This is a genomic window from Crossiella sp. CA198, from assembly GCF_052078295.1.
Classification (GTDB): Bacteria; Actinomycetota; Actinomycetes; order Mycobacteriales; family Pseudonocardiaceae; genus Crossiella.
Window position 1 is genome coordinate 34,690 of the sequence record NZ_JBQJIM010000008.1, and the last position, 14,445, is coordinate 49,134.

General features: G+C 70.7%; 12 protein-coding genes. All 12 read right to left on the reverse strand.

Annotated elements, in window-relative coordinates; genetic code table 11:
- Positions 1 to 3: 3 nt before the first annotated feature.
- Genes ACTOWY_RS14830 through ACTOWY_RS14885 form a run of 12 tightly spaced genes read right to left on the reverse strand, consistent with a single transcriptional unit; the run spans position 4 to position 14,438 of the window.
- Entirely contained in the window at positions 4 to 522 is a 519-nt protein-coding gene (locus ACTOWY_RS14830) for a phage baseplate assembly protein V (protein WP_441310210.1), read from the reverse strand.
- Between the two features lie 19 nt (positions 523 to 541).
- Entirely contained in the window at positions 542 to 1,675 is a 1,134-nt protein-coding gene (locus tag ACTOWY_RS14835) for a hypothetical protein (protein ID WP_441310211.1), read from the reverse strand.
- Between the two features lie 2 nt (positions 1,676 to 1,677).
- Positions 1,678 to 2,022 carry a LysM domain-containing protein gene (locus ACTOWY_RS14840; RefSeq protein ID WP_441310212.1) on the reverse strand — a complete coding sequence of 115 codons (345 nt, stop codon included), beginning with the start codon at positions 2,020 to 2,022 and terminating at the stop codon, positions 1,678 to 1,680.
- Between the two features lie 14 nt (positions 2,023 to 2,036).
- Positions 2,037 to 2,675 carry a hypothetical protein gene (locus ACTOWY_RS14845; protein WP_441310213.1) on the reverse strand — a complete coding sequence of 213 codons (639 nt, stop codon included), beginning with the start codon at positions 2,673 to 2,675 and terminating at the stop codon, positions 2,037 to 2,039.
- Positions 2,672 to 3,442, reverse strand: coding sequence for a hypothetical protein (locus tag ACTOWY_RS14850; protein ID WP_441310214.1), 771 nt, complete (start codon positions 3,440 to 3,442; stop codon positions 2,672 to 2,674). Before ACTOWY_RS14850 ends, ACTOWY_RS14845 begins: the two co-directional genes overlap by 4 nt.
- A 30-nt stretch (positions 3,443 to 3,472) precedes the next feature.
- A complete protein-coding gene (locus tag ACTOWY_RS14855; protein WP_441310215.1) occupies positions 3,473 to 9,154 on the reverse strand; it encodes an eCIS core domain-containing protein in 5,682 nt (1,893 codons plus the stop codon).
- Entirely contained in the window at positions 9,151 to 9,399 is a 249-nt protein-coding gene (locus ACTOWY_RS14860; RefSeq protein ID WP_441310216.1) for a hypothetical protein, read from the reverse strand. The genes ACTOWY_RS14855 and ACTOWY_RS14860 overlap by 4 nt, the downstream gene beginning before the upstream one ends.
- On the reverse strand, positions 9,390 to 11,282 hold the full coding sequence (locus ACTOWY_RS14865) for an ATP-binding protein (protein ID WP_441310217.1): 1,893 nt from the start codon (positions 11,280 to 11,282) through the stop codon (positions 9,390 to 9,392). The genes ACTOWY_RS14860 and ACTOWY_RS14865 overlap by 10 nt, the downstream gene beginning before the upstream one ends.
- A gap of 17 nt (positions 11,283 to 11,299) precedes the next feature.
- Complete coding sequence (locus ACTOWY_RS14870) at positions 11,300 to 12,520, reverse strand: DUF4255 domain-containing protein (protein ID WP_441310218.1); 1,221 nt, start codon at positions 12,518 to 12,520, stop codon at positions 11,300 to 11,302.
- A complete protein-coding gene (locus tag ACTOWY_RS14875) occupies positions 12,517 to 13,197 on the reverse strand; it encodes a hypothetical protein (protein ID WP_441310219.1) in 681 nt (226 codons plus the stop codon). The genes ACTOWY_RS14870 and ACTOWY_RS14875 overlap by 4 nt, the downstream gene beginning before the upstream one ends.
- Positions 13,190 to 13,909, reverse strand: a complete 720-nt coding sequence (locus ACTOWY_RS14880) for a hypothetical protein (RefSeq protein WP_441310220.1) — start codon at positions 13,907 to 13,909, stop codon at positions 13,190 to 13,192. Before ACTOWY_RS14880 ends, ACTOWY_RS14875 begins: the two co-directional genes overlap by 8 nt.
- 4 nt (positions 13,910 to 13,913) lie before the next feature.
- A complete protein-coding gene (locus ACTOWY_RS14885; protein WP_185009126.1) occupies positions 13,914 to 14,438 on the reverse strand; it encodes a phage tail protein in 525 nt (174 codons plus the stop codon).
- Between the last annotated feature and the right edge of the window lie 7 nt (positions 14,439 to 14,445).

Below are 14,445 nucleotides of genomic sequence, written 5' to 3' on the forward strand. Positions count from 1 at the left end.
CATTCAGGTGCTGACGGTGAGCGCTCCCCGGTTGACCGTGACGGTCGCGCCGACCATCGTGATCACCGCGCCCTGCCCGTTGTCGAGCACGATTCCCCGGTCGGTGACGGACAGGCTGGCTCCGGTGCTGGTGCGCAAAGTGATGCCGGCGTTGCCGGGCTGGTCGGAGAGCAGGATGTGGTGCCCGGCAACGGTCTGCAGCACCATGTTGGGTGTGATCGGCGGCCCCAGCAGCGCCACCGCGGGCACCTCGGCCTGGGAGCCGTACCAGCAGCCGGTCCAGATCGGGAAGCTCGGATCGCCCTGCTCGAACTCCACCCACACGCCAGCGCCGACCGGTGGCACCACGTACTGCCCCATCTGCGGTCCGGCCACCGGCAGGCAGGGCATCGCCCAGGAGGAGGGCACGCTGCCAAGCACGTCCGGCACCTGGACCTGGATCCGGCCCTGGCGCAGCGGATCCACGTTGACCACCACCGTGCCCCGGAACTTGCCGAGGTACCGGTTGGGCTCAGGACTCATCGGCGTTCTCCTGGCGGGTTCACGGGATCACCCTGGGCTGCAGGGCGATCAGGCCTTCGCGGGCGAGGGTGAAGTTCTGCGTGTAGCTGCCGCGCTGGAGGTTGTGCGTGACGCTCTTGACGTAGTAGAGGCCGTCGTAGGTGATGCCCGCGCCCCGCACGCCGACCAGTTCGCGCGGCCGGAGCACGTGCCCGTACCGCAGCACGTCCAGCTGCCCGGACCCGGTGACCACGTCCGCGGACTCGGCCGCCTTGGCCAGCGTTTCGGCCAGTGCCATCGGGGTGTCCTTCTTGGCGGTGTCCGCGATGACCTTCTTCTTCAGCGCGGGCGCCGGCCGGGCCGCCAGCGGCGGTCGCAGCACGCTCACCTGCGGCACCGGCACCGGCGCGGACACCCTGGTGAACGGGATCTGCACCATGGCGACGGGTTGTTCGCGGGCGGCCCCGTCGAAGCTGAAGGTCAGTTGGTCCACTGTGGACGATCCGTCCGAGTTGACGGTGAGCGCGTGCTGCGGCACCCCCAGCCGCACCTCGGGTCCCCAGTAACCCTTGCTGACGCCCGGCGCGGGTCCGGGATCGAGGTAGAAGACGTACCCGTTGGCCTTGGCCAGCTCGTTGAGGTAGCCGAGATCGGTGCCCTTCTGGAAGTCGATCCGCTGGGTGGGCATGGCCGCCTGCGGGAACAACTCCGGGATGACCACCGGCACGATGCCGTAACCCGCGTACTGCGCGATGATCGCGGCCACCCGCGCCGAGGGCGGCATCGCCGGGAACGGCACGCCCTCTCGTTCCTCCAGGTCCATCAGCACGGTCAGGTCCTCGCCGGTGACGGTCAGCGTCGACTGCCCCGGCTGGTTGCTGATCCCCACCTCCTGCCGGATGCACACCCCGTCCATCAGCACCGACGGCGTCCCGCGCACCGTGGCCATCAGCACCACCCGCACCTGCGGGTCGAAGAACCCGGCTGGCAGCAGCACGTTGTGGATGAGCCCCTTCTTGGACAGGTCGAAGGAAAGCTGGAACCCGCTGCGCTGTCCGGCGGTGACGGTGACCTGCGCGGAGAGCAGGGCCTCGGTCACCTCCCTCGGCGCGGGCACCGGAATCCGCCTGCCCAGCAACAGGGTCAGGTGAATGGGTGTGCGATCAGCGGCCATGGCTAGTCCAGCACCGGCCCGGGAACCCCGGCGGGCAAAGTGATCCGCAACCGCCGCCCCGGCTCGGCCAGCTCCCGCGGATCCAGCACCGGATTCGCGTCCGCGATCCGCCACCACTGCCCCGCGTCGCCGAACTGCCGGTCCGCGATCAGCTCCACCCGTTCCCCCTCCCGCACCACGTGCTCCCCGATCTCGGCGAACCCAGCCGGATCCGGCAGCAACCGCCGGGTCAGGTAGGGCACCCGCCGCCCATCCCCGGCAACCCGCTCCGCGGTCGGGATCCCGTAGTACCGGCTGGTCCGCGGATAAGCCGTCGGATCAGGCAAGAACTCAAGCGGCTCAGTCATGTTCAGCCCCTCCCCTAGATGCTCGGCAACCCGAGCTGCGCCAACCGACCGGCCCCACCTGCCGCCCCCAAACGCTCCTTCTGCGCCAAATGCGCCAGATACAGCTCCGCACCCCGATGCCCGGCGGGCAAGTCGTTGACCGACAACACCCGCAACCCCAGACTCACCGCCGCCCGAATCGGATTCAGCTCGGGATCAAAGGCTTCCTCGGTGATCGCCAGCTCGGTGATCCGCACCGGCATGACCCGCCTCGTCCCCCAGACGAAGAGGGTGAGCGGGGTCTCCATGGGAGTGATCTCCAACGTGCCCGCGGCCGCAAGTCGCTGGTTCGCCCGGAGCTGACCGCTGGTGGGGTGCACGAGCATTTCCAGCACCGCGAGCTGCGGGTGGATACCGAAGGGCGCTGGCACGTCGAGCTGGTCGGTGGCGTCGATCTCGGCGGTGAACTTCCAGGTCTCGATCGCGGGACCCTTGAGGCGTAAGGCTTCGGTGCGGTCGCCCTGTTCGGCGCCGGAGGCTTGGGGGGCGAGGGTGCGTTCGAGGGTGTCTGGGTTGAACTGCATGACGATGACGCGTTGCGGGGTGCCGCGTTCGGGGTCGACGACGACTATGCCGGAGCGGATGGGTTTGGGGATGTCGAGATATCTGGTCATCGATCGTCCTCATCGGCAAGTGCGTCGCGGACCTCGTCAGCGGGATACGGTGCGTTCTCCGGCCAGGTTTCAACCACCTGCTCCAGCAAGGACCTGTGCGCAGCGAGAAGATCGTCAGCCGCCAGGAAATACGCAGCGTTCACCTGCAACTTCAGCTCATCTGCCTGCAACGTGGATACCAGCACGGAAATAGCCTCGGGAGCGTTCACTCCAGCGAGGGAAGCCAGGAGGTCCAGGCGTTCAGGCAATGGCACGTGCGAGTCACGGATCCCCGAGGCTAGGTTGTCCAAAAGCCTGCTGTCCGGAGTTTCCGATTGCCGAAGAACTCGACCGGCGGTCATCGCGGCCATTGATCGCACCTCCGGATTGATCGATCCCCCAAGCGCGTCGGCGACCAGCCCAGCGTCTTCCGATTCGGCCAGGTTGAGCATCGCGGCCAACGCACTGGCATGGTTGGCGCCCGCTCCTCCGGACGGGCTCAACTCGGCTGGCGATGGTGGCTGAGCAAGCACAGAACGGGCCTGCCACAGAACCTCTGCGCGGTCGCCATAGAAAGGGTTGTCAGTTCCAAATCGGGTCAGCGAGTCCAGGTGGTGGTAGAAGTCCAGCGCGACGCCAACCGCCACCGTGTCACCACTGCGCAGCAAGGAAAGAAACGCATCCCGCGAACCCGGCGCCCGGACAGACCGCAGCAGATCCTGACGCATGCGCTCCAGCGCACCATCCGACAGCGAGCAGCCTCGCCAGTGGTGAGACTCGATGGTCACGTTACCAGGATCCCTTTCGTTCTCTACTCGTCACTTAATCTTCTCGATTGCTTCCTTGGGGATGGCGCCGCGAATCAGAACCTCCTGCGTACGTACAACATCCTCGACAGCCGACAGCAGCACCGTGCCAGTCTTGGCGTTGGTCAGCTCCCAGTCGGACTGCCCTTTCTTGGCCGACAGGTCATACAACTTCTTTGGCGAAATCTTGGCACAGTCGATCCGAACCGTACCAAACTCACCACCCAGCTTCTCCCCATGAGGATTCGCGATGTCACCTTCAGCAGCTTTGGTAGTAGAAATATACTGAGATGGCTTGTTTCCTTCTACATGTTGCTTGATCGTCCACGCCGACCGGGGACCCGAGGGCTCGATATCGCGCTTCTTGTTCAGGTTTTTCCGATCATCTTCCGATATGTTGCGAATCAACGTACGCGGGATCAGCTGACCTGCGTGATCCTGAACAAACTCCTCTCCGTGCGCCTTGAACACTCGCTGATCCTTGGCCTGCCCTCTCTCGCGCGACTGTTCCTGATAGGAACTCTTCTTGCGAAACTCACCCACCCCAGAGGGGCGTTCACGCCGTTCGTTTCGATGCAGGAACAGAACCCATCGCGCCACTCCATACTGCCGCCAGATCAACGTGTGACCCGGCTTGATGACAGCTCTTGCCGCCAGACTGCACCGTCTTTTCACATCACCAATGTCCGCATCTTTGTCCAACCCCTTCATCGCCTCAACAATGGCCCGGCGCAGCGCGACTTCTTCGTCTTGAATGTCGAACTCATCGAAGCGCGCATCGACTTCCAGCAGGGCGAGCGACTCATGGTGCACTCCCGGCGTGACCGGCTTCTTCGGGTTGAGTACCGCGTCGATCTGGAACTGCGGGAAGCCTTCTGCCCGGAGGCTGGTGAGCCGGTACCACGCACGCAGCGCGGCCAGGACTGCCCGCAATACCCGATCTCGCAACCCCCGTCGCAGCAACCCTCGGATCCTGGGCCTGATTCGAGCCACAATCATGGCCAGCCGCTGGTCCTTGGCCTGCGTTGAGTTCTGCCGTTCCGCACGTCGTCTGCGTTCGTCCAGCCGTCGACGTTGCCGTTCCCGCCACCGGTTCCGGAGCCGGTTGTAGCGATCGCGGATCCGGCGTGCACCCGTGGCCAGGGCCCGGCCGACCCGGCTGTTCCGCAGCCGCGTCCCCAGCGCCTTGGCCGCGGTGCGCACTCTGGTCAAGCCGGTACGCACAGCGCCCTTCGCTCTGTCCATCATGGACGGTCGCCGGGCCGGACCCGCCGGTCGCCTGGCCGCTTGCCGACCGGCCCCCGGACGTCCCGGTCGCAGCCCGAGTCCCGGCCTGCCCCGGGTTCCAGCCACCGCCCCACCCGGCCGACGCCTACCAGCCGGAGCCGCCCCCCGCCGAGGCGCCCGCAACGCCTGACTCGCCGACCGGAGCCCCCGCCGAGCCGAGTTCACCGCGTTCCCCGCCACCCGCCGGGTCCCCCTGGCAGCCCGCCCCAGCCCTCGACCGATCCGAGCCGCGATCCCCTTGAGCTTGCTGCCGACCCCCTTCGCCGCCCCCTTCAACTTCGTCATTAAGAAGTTGGTGATGAACTCCAGCAACGCCACCACGCCCGCGGCGACCGCCTTGGCGAACAGGGCAGCGGCCGGGCCGGCGCGGACGGCTTTGAGGAAGGCGATGAAGGCGCCGATGGCGGCCAGGATCCGGCTGACCGTGCCCCAGGCGGCCATCAGACCCTGGACGATGGCCAGGACGGCGCCGGCGGCGGGGATGATCAGGGAGACCAGGCGTTCGACGACGACCTGGATGATGATCATGGGCAGGGCGGCGATGATGCCGTCCCAGGCCATTTTGGCGATCTTGCCGATGGACAGGCAGCCGCGGACCAGGATGTCCATGATGGCTTTGCCCAGGCCGAGGACTTCTTCGACCTTGCCGTTGAACCATTCCTTGACGCCGGTCTGGATGGCACCCCACAGGTGGTTCTGCACGCCGTCGCGGGCGCCGCCGCCGAGTTTGCCGAGCCAGGTTCCGACGCCGTCGGCGGCGATGTCGGCGATGATCGCGGCGAACTCGCCGAGCAACTGGATGGCGGCCTTGGCGAACTCGATAGCGGCGTTGACCGCGGTGCGGACCGCCTCGATCGCCGCCTTGAGCGCGGTTTCCAGCAGGCGGAGCAGGCCGGTGAGGGCCTTGGCCAGCAGGTCAAGCAGGACTTTGACGCCTGCCTTGAGGGTGTCGGCCAGTGCGTTGACGGTGGCGATGGCGGCGTCGCGGAGGTCCTCGATGCCCTTGCGGATGCGGGCGGCCAGTTCCGGGAAGAACACCGCGAGCACGTCGCAGAGCGCGATCAGCACGTCGGCCAGGGTGTTGATCAGGGTGACGATCGCGTCGCGGACGAAGTCGATCGCCTTGGTCACCAGGTCGGTGAAGGTCCGGACGATGTTGTTGATCGCCTGGATGGCGGCGTTGAAGAAGCCGGTGACCGCGTCCAGCAGGTCGTTGAAGAAGGAGGTGACCTTCGAGGCCAGCCAGCTGAAGAAGCCGCCGCCCTCGGCCTCCTTCTCCTTGCGCCGCTTCTCCTCCGCCGCCTTGCGCTCGGCGTCCTGGCGCTCGCGCTGGATCTTGTCGTTCTCCTCGGTCTCCCGGCGCGCGTTGGCCTCGTCGGTCTCGGTCTTCTGCTTGACCACCTCGCCGTTGGCCTTGCCGTGCTCCTTGACCGCCTGCTCGTTGTTCTCCTCGATCTTCTGGTCCTGCTCGGCCCGCCACTCCTCCCGCTTGGCCGCGGCGTCCGTGCCGACCTTGCCCCGTTCGGCGGCCTGGGCCTGCGAGTTCTCCGCGACGGTGCGGGTCACCTCGGACTCGTGCCGGGCGTTCTCCTGCGCCGCCGACTGCTCGTGACCCTGCCGTCCCGTGCCCAGCTGCCCCTGGCCCTGGGACACCGCGGCCTGCACCTGCGGACCGCGTTCCTGTTGCGCGACAACGGCGATGCCCTGGTCAGGGGCGGGCCCGCCGGGACCGGGCGCGGCCTGGCCACCGGTGGGCGCGGGGACCTCGGCGGCCAGGGTTTCGGCTGGCACGTTCGGGAAGATCTGGTCTTCGCCAAGGGGTTTGGCCGACTCCCCGCGCCCGGTGTTGTGCAGCTGCTGGGATTGCTCGGCGAGTTTGCGCTGCTGCTCGTCGGTGCGTGCCGGGTCGGCCTGCCCGGTCAGTTCGACCTTCGGTGGCGGCGCGACCGTGGTGTTCATCGCCGGATCGGTGGTCGGCACATTCCGCACCGCCTGCTGCACGTTCTGCACATCGCCAGGGGTGACCTTGCCCTGGGTGTCCCCGGCCAGGTGCGGCCGCGGCACCGGCTGCTGCTCGCTGTGGACCTGTTCCGCCTTGGCCTGTTTCTGCCGATCCGCCTCCTCGGCCTGGGCCCGCTCCAGCCTGGCCCGCTCCGGATCCCCTGGCGGCGCGACCCGCGGCGGCCCGTCGAGCGTCTGCGGCGCACCGACCGGCCGTTCCATGCTGGGCGGCGCGGCCTGCAGCGCGGACTGCTGCTCGCCGATGGTGCGGGTGACCGAGGCGTCGACCTGGGACAGCGAGGTCTGCATGCGGTCGATGGGCAGGGTGCCGACCGCGGCGAGCGCGGCTTCCGGGGGCTGGCCGGAGACGTCGGGGGTGGTGGGTTGCTGTTCGGCCGGGGCGGCGGCCGGGGCCGGGGCGCCTCCTCCGCCCGCGGGGGCGGATTCGGGGGCGGCGGCTGTGGTGGTGGCTTCGGGGGCACCGGCGCAGGCGCCACCGCCGGGTTCGAGCGACGCCTCGGGACCAGCGGGGCCGGGGGTGTTGGGGCCGGGAGTGCCTGGGCCAGCAGGGCTGGGACCGGCTACGGCGCCAGGAATGTCGGGACCAGCGGTGCCGGGGCCGGGCGCACCAAGATCGGACTGAGTGCCGAGGCCATCCTGGACGCCACCGCCTGGACCGGGGACCGCAGCCTGCCCGGGACCGGATTCCGTTGCGGCGCCGGGCATCTCGGCCGATTCGAGGGCCGGTGCGGGTTCGGCGGGGCGCTCCTGCGTGGTGAGTGCGGCCGGTTCCGCCGGAGCGGCTTGTGGCGGCGCGGCCTCCGGCTCGGCGGCGGTGCTCGGTTCGATGGCGGGGGCCGGTTCGGCGGCGACTGGCGCCTCGGGTTCCGGGTCGTCCACTTCCGGTGGTTCCGGGGTCTGCTCGGCCTTCGTCGGCGGTGGCGCGGGGAAACTCGGCGCCTGCGCCGGAGCCGGTGGTGTGCCACCCGCGGGCAACGTCAACTGATCCGCGGTCGGCACCCGCGAGACATCCAGATCCCCGGCCGGGAGGTGGTCCTCGGCCGTCAGTTCCGGTTGGGCCGGTTGCTCCGGCGGTTCTGGGTCCGGAGTGTCCACTTCGGACTCCGCGCCCGGCTCCAGACCAAGCGGCTGCTCCTGTTCCGGTGGTTCTTCGGCGGGTTCCTCGCGTTCCAGCAAGCCGTGCCGGGCCAGCGGGCTTTCCGGGCCGGTGACGGCGGCCTCAACGCGTTCCGGCTGCACCGCGGCTTCGCGTGGATCGGCTCGGGCGGCGAGCGGTTCCGGGGTCGCACCGGCCGGTGGGCCAGCCATGGTGGGCGCGCCGAGGGCGCCGGGCAGCTGGGCCGCGGGCTGGGCGGCGGCTTCCTGCGCGGCCTGCTCCGGAGCGGGTTGCCCCGGCTCCTCCTGGGGCCGCTCCTCCTTCTCTTCTTCCTTTTCCTTCTCCTCTTCCTTCTTCTCCGGTTCCGGTTCCGCGGGCTGCTCCGGCTCCGGCTCCGGCTCGGGCTGGGGTTCCGGGTCCGGCTCGGTTTCCGGTTCCTGCGGCTCGGGCTCCGGCCGTGGCTGGGGTTCCGGCTCAGGCTCGGGTTCGAGTTCCGGCGTGGGCTGTTCCACCACCGGCTCGGGCACGGCGGCGTTCTCGACCTCCGGCGCGGCCGCGGTCTCGTCGACCTCCGCCATCAGCGCCAGCACCCGCGCGTACTCCGCCGACGGCAGCCGCCGCTCCAACCGCGCCAGCACCGTCTCCCGCAGCTCCGGGGTGAACCGCCCCAGCTGCAACCGCACCCGCCCGGAGGCGTCCGTCGGATCCCCGCGCAGGCTCCGCAACACCGCCGCCACCAGGCGATCCACCAGCGTCGCCGGGTCCAGTCGTTCGGTGCGCAGGTGGTCGGCGGTCGTGGTGGCGTAGCGCATCCACCCGGCCGCCCTGGCCTTCTCCCTGACCTCGCCCGGTTGTTCGGCCAGCGTCTCGGCCTCGCGTTCGGCCGGCTGGCCGGGGGTGCTGACCGCGCCCGGATCGCGGCCTGCGGCCAGTTCGCCCATGGGGTGCGGGGTCTGGATGGTGTGCAGCAGCTCGTGGGTGAGCAGGTGGCGGCCTTCGACGGTTTCCGGGCGGTAGCGGCCCTTGGCGAAGAAGATGTCCTGGCCGACCGTGACCGCCTCCGCGCCGACCAGTTCGGCGACGGTGGCCGCGTCCTGGTCGGTGTGCACCCGGACCCGGCTGAAGTCGTGGCCCAGCCTGGTTTCCAGCTCGCGGCGCAGGCCGGGGTCGACCGGGTGGCCGGGGGCGGCCAGCACCTCGCGGAGTTCGCGCGGGGCCCTGGCCGCGGTGGCGTCCGGCTTCTTCCGCTCCGGCGATGTGGCCGGGCGGCGCTCGACGGATCTGGTCATGGGCCGGCCGCCAACAGTCCACTGTGGACAGCCCTGGCCAGCGCCTGACCGAGTCCGCGGGCCGACCTGGTGGGCGGTAGCGGCGGCGCCCCGCCCACCAGGTCGATGTCCCGTCCGGTGAACGCAACGGGGTGCTGGGTGAGCAGCCGGGTCAGTTCCCGTTGGAAGGACTCGGCCACCCGGTCGGCGTTGATCCGCCCGAAGCCGGTCAGCACCAGCTCGCCGATCTCGATGTTCACACCCATCCGGCCACCTCCGGCGGGGTGAGCGCGCGTTCCAGCTTCAGGTATTCAGTACGCGCGGCGGCCAGCAGGTGCCGCATGGACAGCGCCTGACCCGCCTCCGCCGCCAGGAAGGCCGCGGACAGCGCGACGTTGCGGATGCTGCCGCCCGCCACGGTCAGCTGGGCCAGCTTCCGCACGTCCAGGCCGTCGGTCGGGGTGCTGTCCGGGATGACCCGGCGCCAGATCTCGGCGCGTTCGGCCGGGCCGGGGAACGGGAAGTCGACCACGAACCGGATCCGCCGCAGGAACGCCGTATCCAGGGCCTTCTTCATGTTGGTGGTCAGGATGGCCAGGCCGCGGTAGGACTCCATCCGCATCAGCAGGTAGCTGACCTCGATGTTGGCGTAGCGGTCGTGGCTGTCCTTGATCTCGCTGCGCTTGCCGAAGAGGGCATCGGCCTCGTCGAAGAGCAGCAGCGCGCCACCGCGTTCGGCCGCGTCGAAGACCCGGCGCAGATTCTTCTCGGTCTCCCCGATGTACTTGCTGACCACCTGGGACAGGTCCACCACGAACAGGTCCAGCCCGAGTCGCCCGGCCAGCACCTCGGCGGCCAGGGTCTTGCCGGTGCCGCTGCCCCCGGCGAAGAGCGCGGTGACGCCGAGCCCTCGGCGCAGCACCTTCTCGAAGCCCCAGTCCTGGTGCACCACCGCGCGTTGCCGGACGTGCGCGATGATCTCCCGCAGGATGGTCTGCTGTGGCTGGGGCAGCACCAGATCCGCCCACTCCGCCCGGGGTTCGACTCGTCGGCCCAGTTCTTCCAGGGCCACCCTGGCGTGGTCCAGACCGGCCTGCCAGGCCAATGCCGCCGGGTCCCCGCCCTCGCCCGCGCCCCGCCGCACCGATTCACCCGCGGCCCGGATCACGTGGCCGGGCAAGGAGAACTGGGCGGTCAGCCGGGCTAGGTCGGTCTCGGACATGGCCGCGCCGGACCCGTTGAGCGCCCCGGCCCACAGTCCGCGCTGCTCGTCCTCGGTCGGCGCGGGCACGGTGATCCGGGCCCGGCCCCTGGGGTTGCCGGCGAGCGGATCGGTGCTGGAGACCACCACCGGCGCGCCCAGCTCGTGGGTGAACTGCTCCACCAGCGCGCGCTGGGCCGGGGTGGCCTCGGTGACCTCGATCAGCAGCGCGGCGGGCAGTAGCAACGCCTCCCGCTCCCACAGTCGCCCGAGCAGCTCCCGTTCCGCCGGCGCACCGGGCAGGTCCTCGGCGCGCAGCACGTACAGCGACAGCCCGCCCTGATCGGCGGCGGCCGCGGCCACCTCCCAGCGGGTGCGTTCATCGGCACCGGCCAGTTCGGCCTGGGGCAGACCGCCCGGCTCGTGCCAGTGCGCGAGCAGCGCCTGCGCCGACCGCCACTGCGAGTCGGGCAGTTCGGCCTCGGCGCGCACCCGGCGGAGAAGTCCGTGCAGGCGGGTGTCCACATAGGGCAGTCCGACCAGGAAGTGCAGCACCCGCTCGCTGATCCGCAGTCGCGCGGTGGTCAGCGCGCCGGGTTCGGGTTCGAGCAGCAGCCAGCGGCGTAGCGGCGCGATCGGCGGCAGCGCGCTCCAGTGCGGTTCGGCCAGGGCGGCCAGGGCCAGCGAGAAGGTCGGGTAGCCGCGTTCGGGGTCACCGGCCGCGGCGGCACAGCGGGCCGCGGTGCTGGGGTCGAGTTCCATCGCCGCGCACAGCAGCAGCACATCGCGCTCGAAGCCGGAGAGCCCGAAGCACACGCACAGCGCGTCCAGCGCGGTCAGTTCCCCTGGCGCCGCAACGCCTTCCACGGCCTGACCGAGGCCGGCGGCATGCGCGTCCAGGCGCGCGAGCACCCGGCGCACCGCGCTGACCACCGCGTCCTGATGCACCCGCCGACCCCCTCTCCTCAGCCGGTGATCTCCACGCTGGGTCCGGTGAACGCGCCGCCCGCGAACTCCAGCGGGCTCTGCGCGCCGTCCACCTGCACCCGCACCAGGTAGCGTCCGGCGACCACGTTCTTGATCGGCACGGCCAGCTCCCGCACCGGTTCGGGCACGCCGACCAGCGGGAACGGCGCGGTGAACTGGTAACTGCGGCCCCGCGCGCCGGTGCCGTCGAGCAGCAACTGGGCCCGCTGGCCTGCCTCGACCGGGATGTCCAGCCGCAGCCACACGCCCTGCCCGCGTCGTTCCGCGCGCAGCACCCTGGGCCGCCGGACATAGGGCGCGGCAGTGGATTCCAGCAGTGGCCGTGGCTCGCTGGCCGGGTCGAGCTGGACCGGGTAGCGCAGTTGCACGGTGTGCACCCCTGGCGGCAGGTTGGCCGGCTGGCCGAGCACCACCTGGGCGTCGGAGATCCGGCGCACCGGCGCGACCAGCCCGCCGACCAGCGCGACCGGGTCGGGGCGGCCGAGGTTGAGCCCGGTCAGCACCAGGTCCCGGTCCGCGGTGATCGGCCCGGTGTCCGGTGGGGTGGCCGGATCCGCGCCCTGCGGCAGCGAGAGCACCTGCTCCACCACCGGCCGGACGAACGGTTCGACGTGGATGTGCCTGCGCAGCACCGGTTTCCCGGCCTGCGGGGTGCTGCGGCCGTCCACCAGCACCAGCGAGGCGAGGTAGTGCAGCGACACCGCGTACGGCGTCTGGAACAGCATCGACCACAGTTTCGACTGGTCGTCCAGGTCGAGCTGGGCCGGGGTGAACCGGACCTTGTGCGGACTGGCCGCCAGATCGCTGCCTGCCAGGTGCGGGTGGAACAGCACCGCGTCCTCGATGTCCTTGCGGGACAGGATCGGGTCCTCGTGCAGCGCGCGCACCACACTGCCCAGCAGCCGCTGCGGCAGCGCGCTGGTCTCCTCGCCGTAGAAGCTGATCAGGTAGTGCAGGTCCAGCGCGGCCTGTGGTTTGCGCAGCACCGCGCCGTCCGGGCCACGGGTGGGCGCGTCGGCGTTGCGCAGCGAGCCGTTCGGGGTGACCTGGTACAGGAACACCGTGATCGTCGGGTCCGATGGCGGATCGGCCGGTGGTTTCCGCGGGTTGACGTTGACCGCGATCCCGACGTCCAGGGACCGGGCCAGGTAACCGCACAGGGCGTGCGTGACGGTGGCGATGGCGAGGGTGTTGCTCATCGGTCACCGCCGAGGTACTCGGCCAGGCCCAGCGCCGGTTCCGTCCGACTCGGCCGGTCCCGTTGCCGGGCAAGGGGATCCGGCGCGGTGGCGGTGACCTCCAGCCTGCCGATGCTGACCGTCACCGACGGCGGCGCGGGTTCTACCGCGCGCCGCCGCCGTGGCGTCACCGCGGCCTGGGGTCGAGGCCCAGGCCGCGGTGGGGCTGCGGGGCCGACCGATGCGACTGGGGATTCCACATCGGCCGGCCCGTGGGGTGGAGCGGCGGTAACCGGGATCCGCCGCTCCGTGATGGTCTCGTTGACAGAACGGTTCTCCTGGCGCCCGGGTTCAACCACGGTGCGCACCGGCAGCAGCGCCGGCGTCGACACCGGCTCGGCCCCGGCGGACGCGGTCACCGGCGGGCCTGCCGTCGGTGAGTGCGCCGGAACCGATTCCGCCGCTGGTGCGGTGGCCGGTGGTGGGACGGCGCGCGGCGCTGCCGCCGGGCTCCCCGGACCTGCGACGGCCGGGGTGGTGGCCCGCGGTGGCTCGGCGGAGTCGGGTTCCGCCGCCGCGGGTACGGAAGGCTCGAAGAGCTGGTTCAGCCTGGGCCGCACCGGGGTGGCGTCGGTGGGCAGGCCCGCGCCGGGCAGGCAGCGGGCGAGCAGGCGGTCGAGGAAGTCGGGCTCAGTCATGTCCCACCAGCTCCAGGTAGTAGCGGCGGCGGGTGGGGCTCAGCGCGAGCACCTCCGGCTCGGTCCAGCCGTAGGCCCCGGCCAGTGCGTGCACGTCGAGCAGCAGGCCGCGGGCCCAGGAGTCGAGTTCGGCCCACAGGTAGGCGGCGATGTCCAGCAGCGCCCTGGCCCGGCTGCCACAGGCCACGCAGGGCACGTCGAGCAGCACCTCGGCGGCCGGGTCGAGCCGGGCGACGGCCTCGGCCACCGCGGTCCGCGCCGACGGCGGGAGGTCGTCGGCGCCGACCGGGTGGCCGTCGCGGGTGGCGGTCAGCACGATCCGCCGCAGCAGCTCGGCGCGCGCGTCCCGGCCTGCCGCCCCGGCGGCGAGCACGTCGGCCGGGGTCGGCGGGCGCACCCGCACCCGGTAACCGCCGTGTTCGACCTGCACCGCCTCGGCGGTCGGACCGATGGCCAGCACCGCGCCCGCGGTGAAGTCGAACTCCAGTTCCTCGGCGCAGTCCGGGCAGGACAGCCGCCCGTTGAGCCGGTCGCCGAAGAGTTCCCGGCGCAACCCGAACAACTCGCGGTCCCGCTGCCCTACCGGGGCCGCGAGCAGCTCGTTGGCACCGGCCGCCGGGCGGGCCAGCCGGTGCAGCAGGAGCGCGCGCTGGGTGTGTCCGGCCGCCAGCCCGCGCTCCCAGGCATCCAGCAGCTCGCTCGGCGCCGCCATCGGCTCAGGCCGGGTTGCTCAGCGACGGTTCCTCTGGTTCGGCGACCTCGTAGTCCCGTTCCCAGCCCTCGCATTCCAGCTTCAGGCTCTGGATGGCGACCGCGTTGGCGTTCGCGTCCAGCTCGCCCAGCACCTGATACTCACTCGGCCAGGCCCGGTAGACCTTGTAGGCCAAGGCGACCTGACCGGACTCGTTGAGCACCTGGATGACGATGTCCTTGCGGAAGTCCCGCAGCGACATCTCCGCGCCGCGGCCCTGGCCGACCAGCCAGACCTTGTTGGCCCAGCGGTCGAAGTCCGGGTCGTGGGTGACCCCGCGTTCCAGGGTGATCGCCTCGAACTCGGTGCGCCCCGCGGACTTGCGCGGTGAGCTGGCGTCGCCGCCGCTGCGGTGCTTGACCACCTCGGTGGTGCGCTTGAGCGGGCTGATCTTGGACACGCCTGCCACCACGCGGCCGTCGCAGACCACCAGGAACTTGAAGTTCTTGTACGGGTCGAACCGCTGCGGGTTGACGGTGAACTCGGCCATGAGTACC

Bases quoted from the DNA above. Each gene is read 5' to 3' on its own strand.
- ACTOWY_RS14830 (WP_441310210.1), bottom strand. From the start codon at position 522: ATGAGTCCTGAGCCCAACCGGTACCTCGGCAAGTTCCGGGGCACGGTG.
- ACTOWY_RS14835 (WP_441310211.1), bottom strand. From the start codon at position 1,675: ATGGCCGCTGATCGCACACCCATTCACCTGACCCTGTTGCTGGGCAGG.
- ACTOWY_RS14840 (WP_441310212.1), bottom strand. From the start codon at position 2,022: ATGACTGAGCCGCTTGAGTTCTTGCCTGATCCGACGGCTTATCCGCGG.
- ACTOWY_RS14845 (WP_441310213.1), bottom strand. From the start codon at position 2,675: ATGACCAGATATCTCGACATCCCCAAACCCATCCGCTCCGGCATAGTC.
- ACTOWY_RS14855 (WP_441310215.1), bottom strand. From the start codon at position 9,154: ATGACCAGATCCGTCGAGCGCCGCCCGGCCACATCGCCGGAGCGGAAG.
- ACTOWY_RS14860 (WP_441310216.1), bottom strand. From the start codon at position 9,399: ATGGGTGTGAACATCGAGATCGGCGAGCTGGTGCTGACCGGCTTCGGG.
- ACTOWY_RS14870 (WP_441310218.1), bottom strand. From the start codon at position 12,520: ATGAGCAACACCCTCGCCATCGCCACCGTCACGCACGCCCTGTGCGGT.
- ACTOWY_RS14875 (WP_441310219.1), bottom strand. From the start codon at position 13,197: ATGACTGAGCCCGACTTCCTCGACCGCCTGCTCGCCCGCTGCCTGCCC.
- ACTOWY_RS14880 (WP_441310220.1), bottom strand. From the start codon at position 13,909: ATGGCGGCGCCGAGCGAGCTGCTGGATGCCTGGGAGCGCGGGCTGGCG.
- ACTOWY_RS14885 (WP_185009126.1), bottom strand. From the start codon at position 14,438: ATGGCCGAGTTCACCGTCAACCCGCAGCGGTTCGACCCGTACAAGAAC.